Raw genomic sequence first — 16,290 nt, 5'->3', positions numbered from 1 at the left:
TTAGAGCAAACTTTTTCATGCTCATACGATTGTAATTTTTCTTCAGCCTAGGCCACATAAGGCCTCGGCTTGAAAACCAGTGCTTAACTTATCATACCATCTAGATTTGAAAAGCCCTTTAAAGCACTTTTTTTCGCTTTTTTACTGGTTTTTTGATGTTTCGACTGAAAAACTCTCAACTGGGTGTACTAAAGCCAGTTTTAAAACCTCATCAATCCACGTAACTGGGTGAATATCAAGTCCTGCCAATACATTGTCAGGGATCTCTTTTAAGTCACGTTCGTTAATTTTTGGAATAATGACCGTTTTAATTCCACCGCGATGAGCCGCTAATAGTTTCTCTTTTAAGCCACCAATAGGTAATACTTCACCACGTAAGGTGATTTCACCCGTCATCGCCACATCAGCACGTACCGGGTTACCTGTAAGACTTGATACCAAACCTGTGACCATCGCGGCGCCAGCACTTGGGCCATCTTTTGGAGTTGCCCCCTCAGGTACGTGAACGTGAATATCACGTTTTTCGTAAAAATCACTGTTAATACGAAATGCATCAGCGCGATTACGTACAACTGTCATAGCTGCTTGAATCGACTCTTGCATTACATCGCCTAGTGACCCGGTGTAGCTTAGTTTACCTTTGCCTGGTACTGCGGCACATTCGATGGTCAGCAAATCACCGCCCACTTCAGTCCACGCTAAACCTGTAACTTGGCCAATGCGATCGCCGTCTTCAGCTTTACCATAATCATAGCGCTGCACACCTAAGAAATCTTCAAGGTTGTCAGCGTTAATAGTGACTGTTTTAGTGCCTTTTTCAAGCAAGATATTCTTCACCGCTTTACGGCATAACTTAGATATTTCGCGTTCTAAGTTACGTACGCCCGCTTCACGGGTGTAATAACGAATAATGCCGATGATTGCACTGTCTTCAATGATTAATTCGCCATCTTTTAAGCCATTGCGTTTAACTTGTTTAACAATTAAATGCTCTTTGGCAATATTCAGCTTTTCATCTTCGGTATAACCCGATAACCGGATCACTTCCATCCGATCCAATAACGGACCAGGAATGTTAAAGCTGTTTGATGTAGCAACAAACATTACGTCAGATAAGTCATAATCGACTTCTAAGTAATGATCCGCAAAATGGCTATTTTGCTCAGGATCAAGTACTTCAAGCAGTGCCGATGCAGGATCGCCACGCATATCTGATGACATTTTATCGATTTCATCTAACAAGAATAATGGATTTTTAACGCCCACTTTACTCATGTTTTGAATCAACTTACCTGGCATTGAACCTATGTAAGTACGACGGTGACCACGAATTTCTGCTTCATCACGAACACCACCTAATGCCATACGAATATACTTACGCCCTGTAGAGCGAGCAATCGATTGACCTAATGACGTTTTACCAACACCCGGTGGACCCACAAGGCACAAAATTGGCCCTTTGAGTTTATTGGTACGCTGTTGCACGGCGAGATATTCAATGATGCGTTCTTTGACTTTATCAAGACCGTGATGGTCGCTGTCTAAAATCTTTTGTGCGCCCGCTAAGTCTTTTTTCACTTTCGAACGTTTTTTCCATGGCACATTAATTAATGTGTCTATGTATGAACGCACAACCGTGGCTTCTGCCGACATCGGCGACATCATTTTAAGCTTAGCAAGTTCAGAGTTCGCTTTTTCTTGCGCGTCATTGCTCATACCTGATTCTTCAATGCGCTTTTTCAGTGCTTCGAATTCATCTGGTACGTCGTCAAGCTCGCCTAATTCTTTTTGAATGGCTTTCATTTGCTCATTGAGGTAATACTCACGTTGCGACTTTTCCATCTGCTTTTTAACGCGGGTACGAATTTTTTTCTCAACTTGCAGTAAATCAATTTCACCTTCCATCAACGCCATTAAATATTCAAGACGTTCTGTAACATTGGTGATTTCGAGTACTTTTTGCTTTTCAGGCACTTTCAGCGGCATGTGCGCTGCCATAGTATCGGCAAGGCGCGGCGCTTCATCAATGCCACTGACCGAGGTTAACACCTCTGGTGGTATTTTTTTATTTAGCTTTACATAGCCTTCAAACTGACTGATGGCACTGCGAATAAATACATCTTGCTCTTGCTCATCGATTTCTTCTGAACCAATAAACTGCGCATTAGCAACAAAAAAGTCTTCATTATCAATAAAGCTTTCTAGTTTTGCTCGCTGTGTGCCTTCAACCAGTACTTTGACTGTGCCATCAGGTAGTTTAAGCAATTGTAATACCGTGGCTATGGTACCAACACGGTAAATATCATCTTGCTCAGGCTCATCCACGGTCGCGTCTTTTTGCGCAACAAGGAAAATTTGTTTGTCTTTATCCATTGCCGCTTCAAGGCATTTTATTGATTTTTCACGGCCTACAAAAAGCGGGATCACCATGTGCGGATATACCACGACATCGCGCAGTGCTAGCACCGGGATTTCGACTCGATCTGTTCTCTCAAGCGTCATTATTTTTCTCTTCGCTCTTCATTTATTTTAAAGATTACTCAAGTATATGGGGATAACCTAAGTAAAGTTCAACAATTTAACGCAACTGGATTAAATAAATTATAAAAAAAGGAGCACTAGGCTCCTTTTTATTATCAAAATGAGTAAATTTTACTCAGACGCTGCTTTATCTTGGCTAGCGCTTTGATAAATCAAAATAGGATCTGATTCACCTTTGATCACGGTTTCGTCAATCACGACTTTACTGACGTTTTCCATTGAAGGAAGTTCGTACATAGTATCGAGTAACACCGCTTCAACGATTGAACGAAGACCACGGGCACCTGTTTTACGCTCCATCGCTTTATGAGCGATAGCACGCAGTGCATCATCACGGAATTCAAGTTCAACGTCTTCCATACCAAATAATGCGCCGTACTGTTTCGTTAAGGCGTTTTTAGGCTCATTTAATATTTGCACTAAAGCCGACTCATCGAGTTCAGTTAACGTTGCCACAACAGGTAAACGACCGATGAATTCTGGGATCAAACCATATTTTACTAAATCTTCTGGCTCAACATCTTTAAATGTTTCACTTAAAGAACGGCTCGCCGCAGATTCTTTTACGTTAACCCCAAAACCGATACCGGTATTTTTATGGCTACGCTGCTCGATCACTTTATCAAGACCAGAGAATGCGCCACCACAGATGAATAAGATTTTAGAGGTGTCTACCTGTAAAAACTCTTGCTGTGGGTGTTTACGTCCGCCTTGTGGTGGCACAGATGCCACAGTACCTTCAATTAGTTTAAGCAGTGCTTGTTGCACGCCCTCACCAGATACATCACGAGTGATCGACGGGTTATCAGATTTACGTGAAATTTTGTCAATCTCATCAATATAAACAATACCACGTTGCGCTTTTTCTACATCGTAATCACATTTTTGTAGCAACTTTTGAATGATGTTTTCAACATCTTCGCCCACATAACCAGCTTCAGTTAGTGTGGTTGCATCGGCCATTGTAAACGGCACATCTAATAAACGCGCTAACGTTTCAGCTAATAATGTTTTACCACTGCCGGTTGGGCCAATAAGTAAGATATTACTTTTGCCTAACTCAATATCCGTTTTACCGGTTTGATTACGCAAACGTTTGTAGTGATTGTAAACCGCTACTGACAGTACTTTTTTGGCGTGATCTTGACCAATAACATAATCATCTAAATGATTACGAATTTCTTTTGGTGCAGGCAGTTTATCAGAGGTATTGTGCTTTGGCGCAATGTCTTTGATCTCTTCCCTGATAATGTCGTTGCATAGCTCAACACATTCATCACAAATGTATACTGAAGGGCCAGCAATTAACTTACGAACTTCATGCTGGCTTTTGCCACAAAAAGAGCAGTATAACAATTTATTACTTTTGTCGCCGTCTGTAGGAGTGTCAGACATTCAGCTACCTCATCTTATTCGTTGGCTGCCAAACTACTTAGCAGCTATTTTAATACGCTTAACTATACCAAAAAATATTGGTTTTCACAGTGTAAACAGCTCAAGCTAGCACCGTTAGTTACCAGCTTGTATTTGTTACTTGCTGTCGCGACTAGTAAATACCGCATCAACTAAACCATAATCAACAGCTTGGCTGGCGCTCATGAAGTTATCACGGTCTGTATCTTTTGAAATCACATCTAATGGTTGGCCGGTATGCTCTGCCATTAAACGGTTTAGTTTATCTTTAATAGACAAAATTTCTTTGGCGTGTATTTCAAAATCAGATGCTTGACCTTGGAAACCGCCTAATGGTTGGTGGATCATCACGCGTGAATTAGGTAAACAATAACGTTTACCTTTTGCACCAGCAGTCAATAAAAATGCCCCCATGCTCGCCGCTTGGCCAACACAAATAGTGCTTACATCTGGTTTAATGAAATTCATAGTGTCATAAATCGCCATACCCGCAGTCACTGAACCGCCCGGCGAATTAATATATAAAAAGATATCTTTTTCTGGGTTTTCTGATTCTAAAAATAGCATTTGCGCTAAGATCAGATTAGCCATGTTGTCTTCAACTTGACCTGTTAAAAAAATGATTCGCTCTTTTAATAGTCTCGAATAAATATCATACGAGCGCTCGCCTTTCGCTGTTTGTTCAACAACCATAGGTACTAATGCATTGAGTGGATCTGTAATACCAGTGTTCATATTTATCTAATTCCTTATGCGCTTATACTTATCCTTATTATAAGGAAGCATAGTTATTTTTTGGCGAAATTGAAGGCCACAAACTAAAATGGCTCGGGCACACTGCATAATACAGAGTAACACGAGCCATTTAATCGTTAGCGAGGGCTTAAGTCAATGACTTATTAAGCACCTTGCTGTGGATTCATGATGTCATCAAATGCTTTTTCAACGTCAGTCACATTTGCTTTAGCTAAAATAGCTTCAACAGCTTGCTCTTCCATTGCTACATTACGCATTTGTTGCATAAGTTGATCATTTGCTTTGTAGTATTCTACAACTTCAGTTGGATCTTCGTATGCAGAAGCCACTGTTGCAATTAATGCTTCAACTTTTGAATCATCAACTTTGATCTCGTTCGCTTTAATTACTTCACCTAATAATAGGCCAGTCTTAACGCGTGTTACTGCTTGTTCATGGAACAATTCTGCTGGAAGCTCAGGCATGTTTTTAGCGTCGCCACCAAAACGTTGTGCAGCTTGTTGACGTAGTGCATCAATTTCTTGATCTACTAGGGCTTTAGGCACTTCGATTTCGTTGTTAGCTAAAAGACCTTTAATTGCTTGGTCTTTCACGTTAGCTTTAACCGCTTGGTCAAGTTCACGTGTCATGTTCTTTTTAACTTCTTCTTTAAGAGCGTCAACACCGCCTTCAGTTACACCAAACTTAGTTGCGAATTCTTCGCTAAGTTCAGGTAGCTCTTGCGCTTCAACTTTCTTCACTGTAATAGTGAATTGAGCTGCTTTGCCTTTAAGATTTTCAGCATGGTAATCTTCAGGGAAAGTTACGTCAGAAACAACTTCCTCGCCTGCTTTTTTACCTACGATGTTATCTTCAAAACCTGGGATCATACGACCTTGACCAAGTTCTAATGGGAAGTCTTCAGCTTTTCCGCCTTCGAATACTTCACCGTCGATAGTACCTACGAAATCAACCGTTACACGGTCTTTTTCGCCAGCAGCCACATCAACTTCAGCCCATGATGCATGTTGCTTACGAAGTGTTTCTAGCATGTTTGCTAAATCTTCATCAGTAACTGATACAGCTGGTTTTTCTACAGTAATTTTATCTAAACCTTGAACTTCAACTTCAGGGTAAACTTCAAATGTTGCTGAGAACTCTAAATCTTTACCCGCTTCAAGTGCTTTAGGAGCAAATGTTGGTGCGCCAGCTGGGTTAATTTTTTCAGAAACGATTGCTTCGATGTAATTACGCTGCATTAATTCACCAGCAACTTCCTGACGAACTGCGCCACCGTAACGTTTGTTGATTACAGACGTTGGTACTTTACCAGGACGGAAACCATCAATACGCTGGGTTTTAGACAGTTGTTGTAAGCGTTTTTTTACTTCGGTCTCAACGTTCTCTGCAGGAACGGTGATGGTCAGACGGCGCTCAAGGCCTTGAGTCGTCTCAACAGAAACTTGCATGATATACCTCAATCTTCAATTTTGGCGACTGTTCGCCTTCCTTACAAACACGGTAATCACTATGCGTTTTGGCACGTTTAAAGTCATTTAAGCGACTTATCAACCCCATCTTCACTATAAGATACCAATGCTGCTCTGCCCTTCGGGCACTATGTTAAACAATAGACGCGGCATTATAACCTAATATTTATGATAGTCGAGTCTAGGGGGCAATTATTTGGTCAGATAGCGGATTAAGCAAGCATAGCGAATGAAAAGTAGGCGTTTTAGCTATCAGCTATCAGCTATCAGCTATCAGCTATCAGCTATCAGCTATCAGCTATCAAGAAGAGAATAAATGATATTTTAAGTTAATAAATAATTTTTAGAATTTTTATAGATTTTAAGAAAGTGGTCGGCGATGCAGGATTTGAACCTGCGACCCCTTGGACCCAAACCAAGTGCGCTACCAAACTGCGCTAATCGCCGATATTGAAGTATTAAACTTCGTTTTCATTGAACACTCAAACTTTGTATTTGAGACCACTTTTTGAGAAAGTGGTCGGCGATGCAGGATTTGAACCTGCGACCCCTTGGACCCAAACCAAGTGCGCTACCAAACTGCGCTAATCGCCGATATTCTTTTGTAAATGGGGTGACTGATGGGGCTCGAACCCACGACAACCGGAATCACAATCCGGGGCTCTACCAACTGAGCTACAACCACCGCTATATTTACATGTTTTCAAATGGTGCACCCAGAAGGATTCGAACCTTCGACCGACGCCTTAGAAGGGCGTTGCTCTATCCAGCTGAGCTATGGGCGCATCGAAAACTTCATAGTTTACCAATAAGCCAATCTATCATAATAGAAAGTGGTCTGCTTTTCAGCATTTAACCTGTGACTGCATGGGACATACCCTAACCAATCACTACCATTCTTTATAATTGAGAAAGTGGTCGGCGATGCAGGATTTGAACCTGCGACCCCTTGGACCCAAACCAAGTGCGCTACCAAACTGCGCTAATCGCCGATGCTTACTATTGTTAGCGAGTGACCTCGTTGACAACGGGGTGCATAATAGTGATTTGACCGTGTCAGGTCAAACCTTTTTTTAAGAAAATAAATCAATCGGTCATTTTTAGTTCATAATGGTTAAATATTGTGAGGATCAGCTAAAATTTCAACTGTTTTATATAATTAGCGGGTATATCAGAAAAGCAACTTGGCGCATTAGCGCTTTTCTGCGAAAATAGTAAGCATATTAAAAACGAATAATAAAGAACGTGTTCTTTATTAGCATTATATTACCCCTATTTCTGTATGCATTCGTTTTTAAAGTATCGGTATTAAGTTAACTAACCCCAATTAAAGGTCACCCATGACGGCAAACATCATCGATGGTAAGGCAATAGCTAAACAAGTACGCAGTGCAGTCGCACAAAGAGTAAGTGAACGTGTTGCAAACGGTTTGCGAGCACCTGGACTTGCAGTTGTACTTGTAGGGCAAGATCCTGCAAGCCAAGTTTATGTAGGTTCAAAACGTAAAGCCTGTGAAGAAGTTGGCTTTATTTCTAAATCATTTGATTTACCAGCAGATACAAACGAGCAAGCATTATTAGATTTAATTGATGAGCTCAATAACGATGCACAAGTTGATGGTATTTTAGTACAACTTCCTCTTCCCGCTGGTCTTGATGTTGAAAGAATCCTTGAACATATCACTCCACTCAAAGATGTTGACGGCTTTCATCCTTATAACATTGGCCGTTTAGCACAGCGTATGCCTGCTCTTCGCCCTTGTACGCCAAAAGGTATTATTACACTGCTTGATTCGACCGGTGTAAAATACAAAGGCATGCATGCAGTTGTTGTTGGCGCTTCAAATATTGTTGGTCGTCCTATGGCATTGGAACTATTACTTGCTGGTTGTACAACCACTGTGTGTCATAAATTTACGCAAGATTTAGAAACTCATGTACGCCGTGCTGATCTGTTAGTTGTTGCAGTTGGTAAACCTGAGTTTATTCCTGGGGATTGGGTTAAAGAAGGTGCAATTGTGATCGATGTAGGCATTAATCGTTTAGATAGCGGCAAATTAGTCGGTGACGTACAGTATGATATCGCTGAGCAAAAAGCACATTTCATCACGCCAGTACCTGGCGGCGTTGGCCCAATGACAGTAGCAAGCTTGATTGAAAATACTCTTGAGGCCTGTGAAAAATACCATAGCTAATTAGCCTCTAACGTCGCATCAAGAATTAACAAGGGTTGCTGTTTAGCAACCCTTTGTTGTTTAGCAACCCTTTGTTGTTATTTGTTAGACTATTTTAGCTGAGCGCTGGCGCCGTGTTAGCTTTAACAATTGCGGCAGCACAGAGAAGAAAATCATTAAAACCATTATCGTATATTGCCAAACTTGATAGTGCTCACTTAGTAATACAACGGCGCAAATAATACCTGCGATCGGATTAGCAATCGTACCGAAAGTAAACTCAACCACCGTCATGCGGCCAAGTAACCAAACATACAAGATATACGCAAGCGCTGTATTTGGCACAATTAACCAAAATAATGCAAGCCACTGTATTGAACTGACACCATTAGCAAGTACTTGATATTGTTGTGGATCAAAGTAAATAGCTTGAGTCATTGCTACTAATGATAACAATGATCCGCCAATGATCAGCTGCCATGTTAATACCGTCCACCAATGAGTGTGGGTAGACATTTTTTGCACTAAAGTACTACCAACAACAATTGTTAACAACGCACCAATTAAAGCGAATACTCCTAAGGCATTAATCGTGACATGCTGGGGATCAAATAATCGCCAAGCCAAAATCACTAATATAAGTGCGCACACCGATTGTAAAAACGCTGGACGCTGCTTTTTAAAAACCCACGCATAAATCAACGCAACCACAGGCACAGAGACCATACCAACACCGGCAATTGCCGCTGGTAAATTAACCGCCATAATAAAAATAAAACTAAAAAACAGGGCAATATTAACCACAGCTAATAATACTAAACCGCGCCACTGTTTTGCTTTAGGCCATGATGGTTTAAGCACAAATAACAGTAAACCCGCAGGTAATGCTCGTAACGCGCCAAGTAATATTGGCGGCCAATCTGGGGTGGCATATTTAGTGACCGCATAGGTGGTGCCCCATAAAAAAGCAGGGATCATGGCAAGAAAAATATTCATTTCATTCCTTTCAAAATAACTAAGAAACGCAAAGGTAAAACCTAAGGTTAAGTTGAGGTCAAGCTAGAAAAAATAAAAAGGCTGCCAAATTGGCAACCCTTTGTAATACTTACTAATAAAATACTTACTAATAAAATGCTTAATAAAATAAGACTTACTAAAATATGTCTTATTTAGCAATGCCTATTTGACTGGCACTAGTAAGGTAATTAATTACGCTTTACGCCATGTAGTTTTACCTGCAGAGTCTTCCAGTATCACCCCAAGTGCATTTAAAGCATCACGCGCTTCATCAGCCGCAGCCCAATCTTTACTCGCGCGCGCTTCATTACGCTTAACTATTAACGCTTCTATTTGGGCAACTTCGTCATCTGCTTGGCCACCTTGTAAAAATGCCTCTGGTGCTTGTTGAGCAACCCCTAAAACTTCCCCAAGACTGCGCAGAACAAATGCTAACTTACCCGCTTGCTCAGCATCAACGTCTTTTACACGGTTTAGCTCTTTGGCTAATTCAAATAACACCGGTAATGCTTCTGGTGTATTAAAGTCGTCATCCATTGCTTTTCTAAATTTAGCCACATGTTCATTTGTTGCTAAATCACAACTGATAGGCTCAACACCACGAAGTGCCGTATAAATACGCTCAAGCGACGAACGTGCTTGATCTAAGTTCTCTTGCGAGTAATTTAACTGGCTGCGGTAATGACCAGAAATTAAAAAATAACGAACCGATTCAGCATCATATTCTTTAAGTACATCACGAACAGTAAAGAAGTTGTCTAATGATTTTGACATCTTCTCTTTATTTACTTGTACCATACCCGTATGGATCCAGGTATTGACGTACTTGCCGTTATTTGCACAGCATGATTGCGCAATCTCATTTTCATGGTGTGGAAACTGTAAGTCTGAACCACCGCCATGAATATCAAAATGCTCACCTAAATGCTTTGAGCTCATTGCCGAACATTCAATATGCCAACCTGGACGACCTTCGCCCCACGGTGATATCCATGATGGTTCACCCGTTTTGGCTTTTTTCCATAACACAAAATCAAGTGGATCATCTTTATCTTGTGCTACTTCAACACGCGAACCGGCTTGTAGCATAGTTAAATCTTGCTGTGACAATGCACCGTATTGCTCAAACGTTGAGACGTCAAATAAAACATCGCCGTCGGCTGCAACATAGGCGTGGCCTTTAGTAACTAGTCGTTCAACCATTTCGATAATTTCGTCCATATGACCTGTGACTGTAGGTTCAATGTCTGGACGCAACATGTTTAGACTATCAAAATCTTCATGCATTGCTTTTGTCATACGCACAGTTAAGTCGTTAATCGCTTCGCCATTTTCATTCGCACGCTTAATGATTTTGTCATCAACATCGGTGATATTGCGCACATACTTTAAATCATAACCAATGTGACGAAGATAACGTACGATCACGTCAAAGCTAACAAATGTGCGGGCATGACCAATGTGACAATAATCATAAATGGTGATACCACACACATACATGTCGATCTTGCCGTCGACCATAGGTTTAAATTGCTCTTTTTGACGCGTGAGTGTGTTGTATATATTTACCATTTATTTTAAGTCCTTGACTATTTACTTGAATCGCTATGTTAACACTTGAAAAGCCCCTGCTCTAGCGCTTTATCAATTGAATAAGCACTTTGTTAATCTTAGCTAACTAAGATAAAATAGCGGCAAATAAATCAGCTAATAGGAAACCACATGGTTGTTCTACACACAAATTTTGGTGATATCACCATTAACATGCACAAAGAAGATGCGCCAAACACAGTTAAAAACTTTTTACAGTATGCTAACGCAGGCTTTTACGACGGCACTATTTTTCACCGTGTGATTGATGGTTTCATGGTACAAGGCGGTGGTTTTGAACCAGGTATGACACAAAAAGAAGTGCATGATCCTATTCAAAATGAAGCAAACAATGGCCTTTCTAATAAGATTGGTACACTTGCTATGGCACGTACTCCTGATCCACATTCAGCAACAGCACAGTTTTTCATTAACGTGAATAACAATGACTTCTTAAACTTCAGCAGCGAAACATCTCAAGGCTGGGGTTACTGTGTATTTGCTGAAGTTGTTGAAGGCATGGACGTAGTAGAAAAAATTAAAGCCGTTGCTACAGGTAGCACAGGCTTTCATCAAGACGTACCTCTTGATGACGTTATCATAACAAGCGTAACTGTAAACTAATAGTACGCTTACCCACGTAACGTGGCGTTTTAGCGGGTATTTATGCTATACGTATATGCCCGCTTTATTTATTTTTAAAAGACTTACCTATGACTCGCCAAACCTACTTTATTGCCGACCTCCATTTAAGTGAAAATCGCCCAGATATCAGTGCAGCTTTTTATCAGTTTTTAGACACGCATATTATTAATAAGGATGTAGACGCGCTATATATACTCGGTGACTTTTTTGAAGTATGGGTAGGTGATGACTATGTAACTGCACTCTCAACTGAAGTTGCAAAGCATTTAAAAGTAGTGAGTGATAACGGCACCCCAGTATATTTTGTGCATGGCAATCGTGATTTCATTATGCGCGATAAATACGCCAAACAAGCTGGAATGACTTTATTACCTGAACAGCTAGTAATTGACTTATATGGCACTCCCACCGTCATTTTACATGGCGATGAAATGTGCACACAAGATATTGAATATCAAAAGTTTCGTAAAAAAGGCCGCAGTTGGTGGTGGCCAAGATTAATGCTTGCTATGCCACTGTGGTATCGTCGTAAAGTTGCGCAAAATGCCAGAGAAAAATCAAAGCAAAATCAAACCGGTAAAGCGCTTGAAATATTAGATGTTACTGAACAGGCGGTACTAGCAACATTTGCAAAACACCAAGTAAAACATATGATCCATGGCCATACTCATCGCCCTAATGTGCATCATTATGAAGTAGATAAGCAAACACTCACTCGCACAGTGTTGGGTGATTGGTATACTCAAGGTTCTTATTTAGTCGTTACCGCGCAGACACAAGAACTTGTAAGTGAGCCATTCGCACAAATATAAAATATTGTCTACGCTTACGATATTGCTCGTTTTTTAATACTGGTCGTAATGCTTAAATTATTTTTCATACTTATTTGTTTACCTTACGCAAGCCATACATTCAGCCAAGATAAATGGCTTTTTGTTACCGAGCCTTTTCCCCCGTATTTTTCAGAGCAACTGCCACAACAGGGTTGGTTAGCTGACATTGTTGTTACCGCATTAGCAAGCCAAGATATTGAAGCTAGCATTGAGTTTACAACTTGGGCTCGTGCGCTAAGATTACTTGAAAAAAATAAGCGAACAGCTCTTTTAGGGGCTTATTATAGCGCCGAGCGAGAAAAAATATTCCACTATTCACGACCATTAGCAAAGTCATTTACTGGATTATTTAAACGAAAAAGTAGCAAAATAAACTACGATGGCAGTTTAACGTCGTTACAGCCATACAGTATAAGTAAAGGTAGTAACTATATAGTTAGCGAGGATTTTAGTAGTGAACACAACTTAGCCATTACAGCGACTAATGACTTGATCAGCAGCTTACGCGTGTTACAGCTTGGCCGCGTTGACTTAGTAGCAGGCACCAAAGAAGTCGGTGAGTACTGGTTAAATAATCATCCACAATTAAAAACAGGACAGTCAATCGTATACATCCCTCCTCATTTAGCATCCCACTACCTATATATTATTTTTTCCAAATCTGCTGTGCAAAGTAAGCAACAATTAATGCAATTAGAAAACGGTTTCAACACCATTGTAAATAATGGTGAGGCCGCACAAGTTCTCCTACGCCATGGCTTTTCAGAGGCTAAGACTGAGCAATACCTACAATTTTTAAAACGTTAAAACACAAATGCTTATATAACTATCACTCCAAGCAACGAATTCGCCGCGTTTAAATTAAAAGTCAGTATCTGAGTTCACCATTAACCCAGCTTTTACTTTATGATATTGGGTATAATAATCATAAACTGAGTTTTAAACCGCTCTGCAGAGTGTGGATTGGACTGTAGTTTAATTTCCCCCTGCAAAATGTGTGTAACCCATTGGTGCACCATATATAAGCCAAGCCCAGTATTGCCAATACCACGAGCCGAGGTATAAAAAGGCTCAAATATGAACTGTTGAGAATCCTCTTTAATCCCAACACCGCTATCTGAAATGGTTAATTTAATGGATTGACTAGCAGCTTGTGCTATTTTTATCTCAATTTCACCGACTTGATTTTTGGCAAACCCGTGGGTTAGTGCGTTCATTATCAGGTTTTCTAGCACTTGGGAAATAATTCCTGGTCGGCTTTTTATATCTTGGTCAGTATCAACTAAGGTTTTCACTTTTACGTTTGAGTTTTTTAATCTTGAATTAAGGGAGATCAGTAAATCTTCAGTTATTTTTCTTATATTACATGTGATGACATCATCATTATGACGGTCTATCGCCATTTTTTTAAAACTTTTAACTAATACCGCTGCCTTATTTAAATTAATTTTAGCTAACCCTAAATTTTCCTCAATGCTCTGTGTGCTTTTATCTAATTGCGATTTAGTTAATCCGGTTTTTATCGCGTCACTCAACTTATTAATAACCACATTCGCGTTAGATACTGAGATAATAGCACCGCCAATGGGTGTATTCATCTCATGAGCAACCCCCGCCACCAACAACCCTAAAGACGATAGTTTTCGAGCTTCGAGTAAGCTTGTTTGTAATTGCTGCTGCTGCCTTATAGTTAAATCGAGCTGTTTGTTGACGCTATCTAACTCTACTTTTTCACGCTGTAGTTTATAAGATAAAGTAATTAGTTGCTGTTGGAATAAATATTCACGGTAACTAAAACCAAAACCGCAAATACATAAAATAACACTACACAGAGCAGCATATTGAAAAGCAGTCATTTTTGCATTATACAGCAGCTCTTTAGGGCTACCGATAAGTATAATAATCTCTTTATCTGAATCTGCGGTTCTTTGTGTTGATTCACGTAGTGAAACAATAGAGAATCGCCTGAAAGTATATAAACTGTCATGAAAAATACGTGAGGTGCTTTGTACGTCATGTTCAATGATATGCTGCCAAAGCGCTGGAGAGTTATTTGCTAGCGAGTTATTAACTTGATTATACATAAACCCAAACTGTAATGCGGGATCCTTATTATACAACCAATAACCATCATGATTTAGAATATTTACTTGGGTGTTTTTTTCATCATATTGTCGAATATTACTAAATAAATAATCCAGATTAAAATTCACTACTAACAAGCCATCTATTAAATAATCACCACCTTGCGTTCTGTAAGTCACCCTAATTGTTGGCTCATGCGGGACAACAACTTTTCCACGCTCAATATTTAAATCAATTTCTGAAATAAATGTATTCGGTGGTGCAACTAACATCCCTTCTTTAAAGTAATAACGATTTTGCTTATTTTGTAATTGTGATACCTCAACAATTTCGCTTTTTTTATTGCTGAAATTAATTCTATAACGTTCTTTACCACTGCGTTCAAGCCAACGTATTTGTGAGATATTGGTTGATACAGAAGCAAAATTTAAAAAATAATCATTTATGAGCTTGTCGCTTTGTTGAGCGCTCAATGTATTTAAACCTGTATTACTTTTTAATACTTGGCCATTTGCTAACAGCTGAGTGAGTTTTTTAATACTGCTTAGCTCTTTAGATAAATCAGTACTCACAAGCACTAGTTTTTCATCTTGGCGCTCTTTTATTATGGTTACTTTTGACTGATAAACTTGCTCGTATACCAGCCAGCCAATTAATATCGCAACAAATAAAATGAACAGCGACTTTATGAGTACGCCTTTTTTGTCGCTATAAAATGAGTTACTTTTTTTAGTCATTTACATTATCAAACTGTGCTAACCAGATCAGTAAATCATCATAAAACAGCGGTTTTGAAAAAAAGTAACCTTGGGCCATTTCACAACCAGCTTGTTTTAACCATTGCACCTCAAATTCGTTTTCAACACCCTCAGCAATAACTTTAAAATCAAATTGCTTTGCGAGACTGATGATCATTTTTATCATGTATTGATTATTTATATTATGCTCAAGGTTGCTGACAAAGTAGCGATCAATTTTTATCGCATTCGACGGTATTTCATTAATGTGTGCTAATGATGAATAACCCGTACCAAAGTCATCAATACTCACTTTAATACCCAATGCCATAAATCGTGATAAAGCCTCTTTAATAAAGTTGTAATTACTGATCGCTTGCGTTTCTGTCACTTCAAGTTCCAGCATCGAGGGGGATACTTTATATTCCTCAATCCGACTCTTGATAGACTCAAAGTAAGAAGGCTCGATCAAGTCATAAGATGATGCGTTAAATGCAATGGGTAAGTTTATGCCACAGCTTTTTAGTTGATTAATAGTTTGTAGTATTTTTTCAAAAATAACATTATCAAGCTCATTAATTAAACCAGCGGTTTCAGCAAGCTCTATAAACTCTTCAGGATTTACAAAGCTGCCATCAGCCAACTGCCATCTAGCTAGCGCTTCAAAACCAATTGGTTTTAATGTTTTCAAGCACATTTTTGGCTGTAAAGCGATACGCAATTCTTTGGTACTAATAGCCGTCCTAAGGTGCGCCATCAACTCATAACGCCTTGTTATTGCCACTGTCTTTTCATCAGTATGCAAAATAAACTTCGTTTGAGTTACTTGCATGTAATTTAAACTCGACTCTGCTAGGCTAATTACTTTTTCGGGAGTAATATTTGATGCGCAACTTAACTTTAACTCCAGGGCAAGAGCATGAAAAAAGCCTATGATTTCAATACCTTTTCAAGGTAACCTGTACTGCGCATAGCTTTTTTCTGTTTTGCGGGCATGCCTTTATTAAAGCTTGTTTCTGCTTTTAGCTGA

General features: G+C 39.6%; 12 protein-coding genes and 5 tRNA genes. 4 read left to right on the top strand and 13 right to left on the bottom strand.

All coding sequences use genetic code 11. The annotated features are described in order from the left end of the window. Positions 1-141 precede the first annotated feature (141 nt). The 9 genes from lon to H5180_RS20370 all read right to left on the bottom strand — a co-directional run bounded on the left by lon (position 142) and on the right by H5180_RS20370 (position 7,171). Positions 142-2,502 carry an endopeptidase La gene (gene lon, locus H5180_RS20410; RefSeq protein WP_145241462.1) on the bottom strand — a complete coding sequence of 787 codons (2,361 nt, stop codon included), beginning with the start codon at positions 2,500-2,502 and terminating at the stop codon, positions 142-144. A 150-nt stretch (positions 2,503-2,652) separates the two neighbouring features. Beyond that, entirely contained in the window at positions 2,653-3,936 is a 1,284-nt protein-coding gene (gene clpX, locus H5180_RS20405) for an ATP-dependent protease ATP-binding subunit ClpX (RefSeq protein WP_145241464.1), read from the bottom strand. A gap of 135 nt (positions 3,937-4,071) precedes the next feature. Beyond that, positions 4,072-4,689 (bottom strand): ATP-dependent Clp endopeptidase proteolytic subunit ClpP, encoded by a 618-nt coding sequence (gene clpP / locus H5180_RS20400; RefSeq protein WP_145241466.1) that lies wholly within the window; start codon positions 4,687-4,689, stop codon positions 4,072-4,074. 164 nt (positions 4,690-4,853) lie between these two features. Next, positions 4,854-6,158 carry a trigger factor gene (gene tig / locus H5180_RS20395; protein ID WP_145241468.1) on the bottom strand — a complete coding sequence of 435 codons (1,305 nt, stop codon included), beginning with the start codon at positions 6,156-6,158 and terminating at the stop codon, positions 4,854-4,856. A 391-nt stretch (positions 6,159-6,549) separates the two neighbouring features. Beyond that, positions 6,550-6,626, bottom strand: a tRNA-Pro gene (locus H5180_RS20390). A gap of 70 nt (positions 6,627-6,696) precedes the next feature. Beyond that, positions 6,697-6,773: transfer RNA gene (locus H5180_RS20385), tRNA-Pro, on the bottom strand. A gap of 15 nt (positions 6,774-6,788) precedes the next feature. Further along, positions 6,789-6,864, bottom strand: a tRNA-His gene (locus H5180_RS20380). A gap of 23 nt (positions 6,865-6,887) precedes the next feature. Further along, positions 6,888-6,964 (bottom strand) — tRNA-Arg (locus H5180_RS20375). A 130-nt stretch (positions 6,965-7,094) separates the two neighbouring features. After that, positions 7,095-7,171: transfer RNA gene (locus tag H5180_RS20370), tRNA-Pro, on the bottom strand. A 348-nt stretch (positions 7,172-7,519) separates the two neighbouring features. Here H5180_RS20370 and folD point away from each other — a divergent pair. Beyond that, positions 7,520-8,374 carry a bifunctional methylenetetrahydrofolate dehydrogenase/methenyltetrahydrofolate cyclohydrolase FolD gene (gene folD, locus H5180_RS20365; RefSeq protein ID WP_145241470.1) on the top strand — a complete coding sequence of 285 codons (855 nt, stop codon included), beginning with the start codon at positions 7,520-7,522 and terminating at the stop codon, positions 8,372-8,374. An 84-nt stretch (positions 8,375-8,458) separates the two neighbouring features. On the opposite strand, the gene H5180_RS20360 is transcribed toward folD, so the two are convergent. After that, on the bottom strand, positions 8,459-9,349 hold the full coding sequence (locus tag H5180_RS20360; RefSeq protein WP_182732579.1) for a DMT family transporter: 891 nt from the start codon (positions 9,347-9,349) through the stop codon (positions 8,459-8,461). Positions 9,350-9,562: 213 nt separating this feature from the next. After that, complete coding sequence (gene cysS, locus H5180_RS20355; RefSeq protein WP_145241474.1) at positions 9,563-10,942, bottom strand: cysteine--tRNA ligase; 1,380 nt, start codon at positions 10,940-10,942, stop codon at positions 9,563-9,565. Between the two features lie 150 nt (positions 10,943-11,092). Between cysS and H5180_RS20350 the strand changes: the two genes are divergently transcribed. The 3 genes from H5180_RS20350 to H5180_RS20340 all read left to right on the top strand — a co-directional run bounded on the left by H5180_RS20350 (position 11,093) and on the right by H5180_RS20340 (position 13,245). Beyond that, positions 11,093-11,584: a peptidylprolyl isomerase gene (locus tag H5180_RS20350; RefSeq protein WP_149980761.1), complete on the top strand. Its 492-nt coding sequence runs from the start codon at positions 11,093-11,095 to the stop codon at positions 11,582-11,584. 89 nt (positions 11,585-11,673) lie between these two features. After that, the gene (locus H5180_RS20345; RefSeq protein ID WP_182718149.1) at positions 11,674-12,417 is read left to right on the top strand and encodes a UDP-2,3-diacylglucosamine diphosphatase; all 744 of its coding nucleotides are present in this window, start codon (positions 11,674-11,676) and stop codon (positions 12,415-12,417) included. Positions 12,418-12,465: 48 nt separating this feature from the next. After that, on the top strand, positions 12,466-13,245 hold the full coding sequence (locus H5180_RS20340) for an ABC transporter substrate-binding protein (RefSeq protein ID WP_182758979.1): 780 nt from the start codon (positions 12,466-12,468) through the stop codon (positions 13,243-13,245). A 92-nt stretch (positions 13,246-13,337) separates the two neighbouring features. Here H5180_RS20340 and H5180_RS20335 read toward each other — a convergent pair whose 3' ends face one another. Next, positions 13,338-15,260 carry a sensor histidine kinase gene (locus tag H5180_RS20335; RefSeq protein WP_182758978.1) on the bottom strand — a complete coding sequence of 641 codons (1,923 nt, stop codon included), beginning with the start codon at positions 15,258-15,260 and terminating at the stop codon, positions 13,338-13,340. Further along, a complete protein-coding gene (locus tag H5180_RS20330; protein WP_259399601.1) occupies positions 15,253-16,092 on the bottom strand; it encodes an EAL domain-containing protein in 840 nt (279 codons plus the stop codon). Before H5180_RS20330 ends, H5180_RS20335 begins: the two co-directional genes overlap by 8 nt. Between the last annotated feature and the right edge of the window lie 198 nt (positions 16,093-16,290).

The sequence above is a fragment of the Pseudoalteromonas sp. SR41-4 genome (assembly GCF_014163985.1).
In the GTDB taxonomy this organism is placed as follows: domain Bacteria; phylum Pseudomonadota; class Gammaproteobacteria; order Enterobacterales; family Alteromonadaceae; genus Pseudoalteromonas; species Pseudoalteromonas rhizosphaerae.
The sequence above is the reverse complement of the archived record's forward strand: the minus strand, read 5'-3'. Positions and strand labels throughout refer to the sequence as shown.

Bases quoted from the DNA above. Each gene is read 5' to 3' on its own strand.
- lon (WP_145241462.1), bottom strand. From the start codon at position 2,502: ATGACGCTTGAGAGAACAGATCGAGTCGAAATCCCGGTGCTAGCACTG.
- clpX (WP_145241464.1), bottom strand. From the start codon at position 3,936: ATGTCTGACACTCCTACAGACGGCGACAAAAGTAATAAATTGTTATAC.
- clpP (WP_145241466.1), bottom strand. From the start codon at position 4,689: ATGAACACTGGTATTACAGATCCACTCAATGCATTAGTACCTATGGTT.
- tig (WP_145241468.1), bottom strand. From the start codon at position 6,158: ATGCAAGTTTCTGTTGAGACGACTCAAGGCCTTGAGCGCCGTCTGACC.
- folD (WP_145241470.1), top strand. From the start codon at position 7,520: ATGACGGCAAACATCATCGATGGTAAGGCAATAGCTAAACAAGTACGC.
- H5180_RS20360 (WP_182732579.1), bottom strand. From the start codon at position 9,349: ATGAATATTTTTCTTGCCATGATCCCTGCTTTTTTATGGGGCACCACC.
- cysS (WP_145241474.1), bottom strand. From the start codon at position 10,942: ATGGTAAATATATACAACACACTCACGCGTCAAAAAGAGCAATTTAAA.
- H5180_RS20350 (WP_149980761.1), top strand. From the start codon at position 11,093: ATGGTTGTTCTACACACAAATTTTGGTGATATCACCATTAACATGCAC.
- H5180_RS20345 (WP_182718149.1), top strand. From the start codon at position 11,674: ATGACTCGCCAAACCTACTTTATTGCCGACCTCCATTTAAGTGAAAAT.
- H5180_RS20340 (WP_182758979.1), top strand. From the start codon at position 12,466: ATGCTTAAATTATTTTTCATACTTATTTGTTTACCTTACGCAAGCCAT.
- H5180_RS20335 (WP_182758978.1), bottom strand. From the start codon at position 15,260: ATGACTAAAAAAAGTAACTCATTTTATAGCGACAAAAAAGGCGTACTC.
- H5180_RS20330 (WP_259399601.1), bottom strand. From the start codon at position 16,092: ATGCAAGTAACTCAAACGAAGTTTATTTTGCATACTGATGAAAAGACA.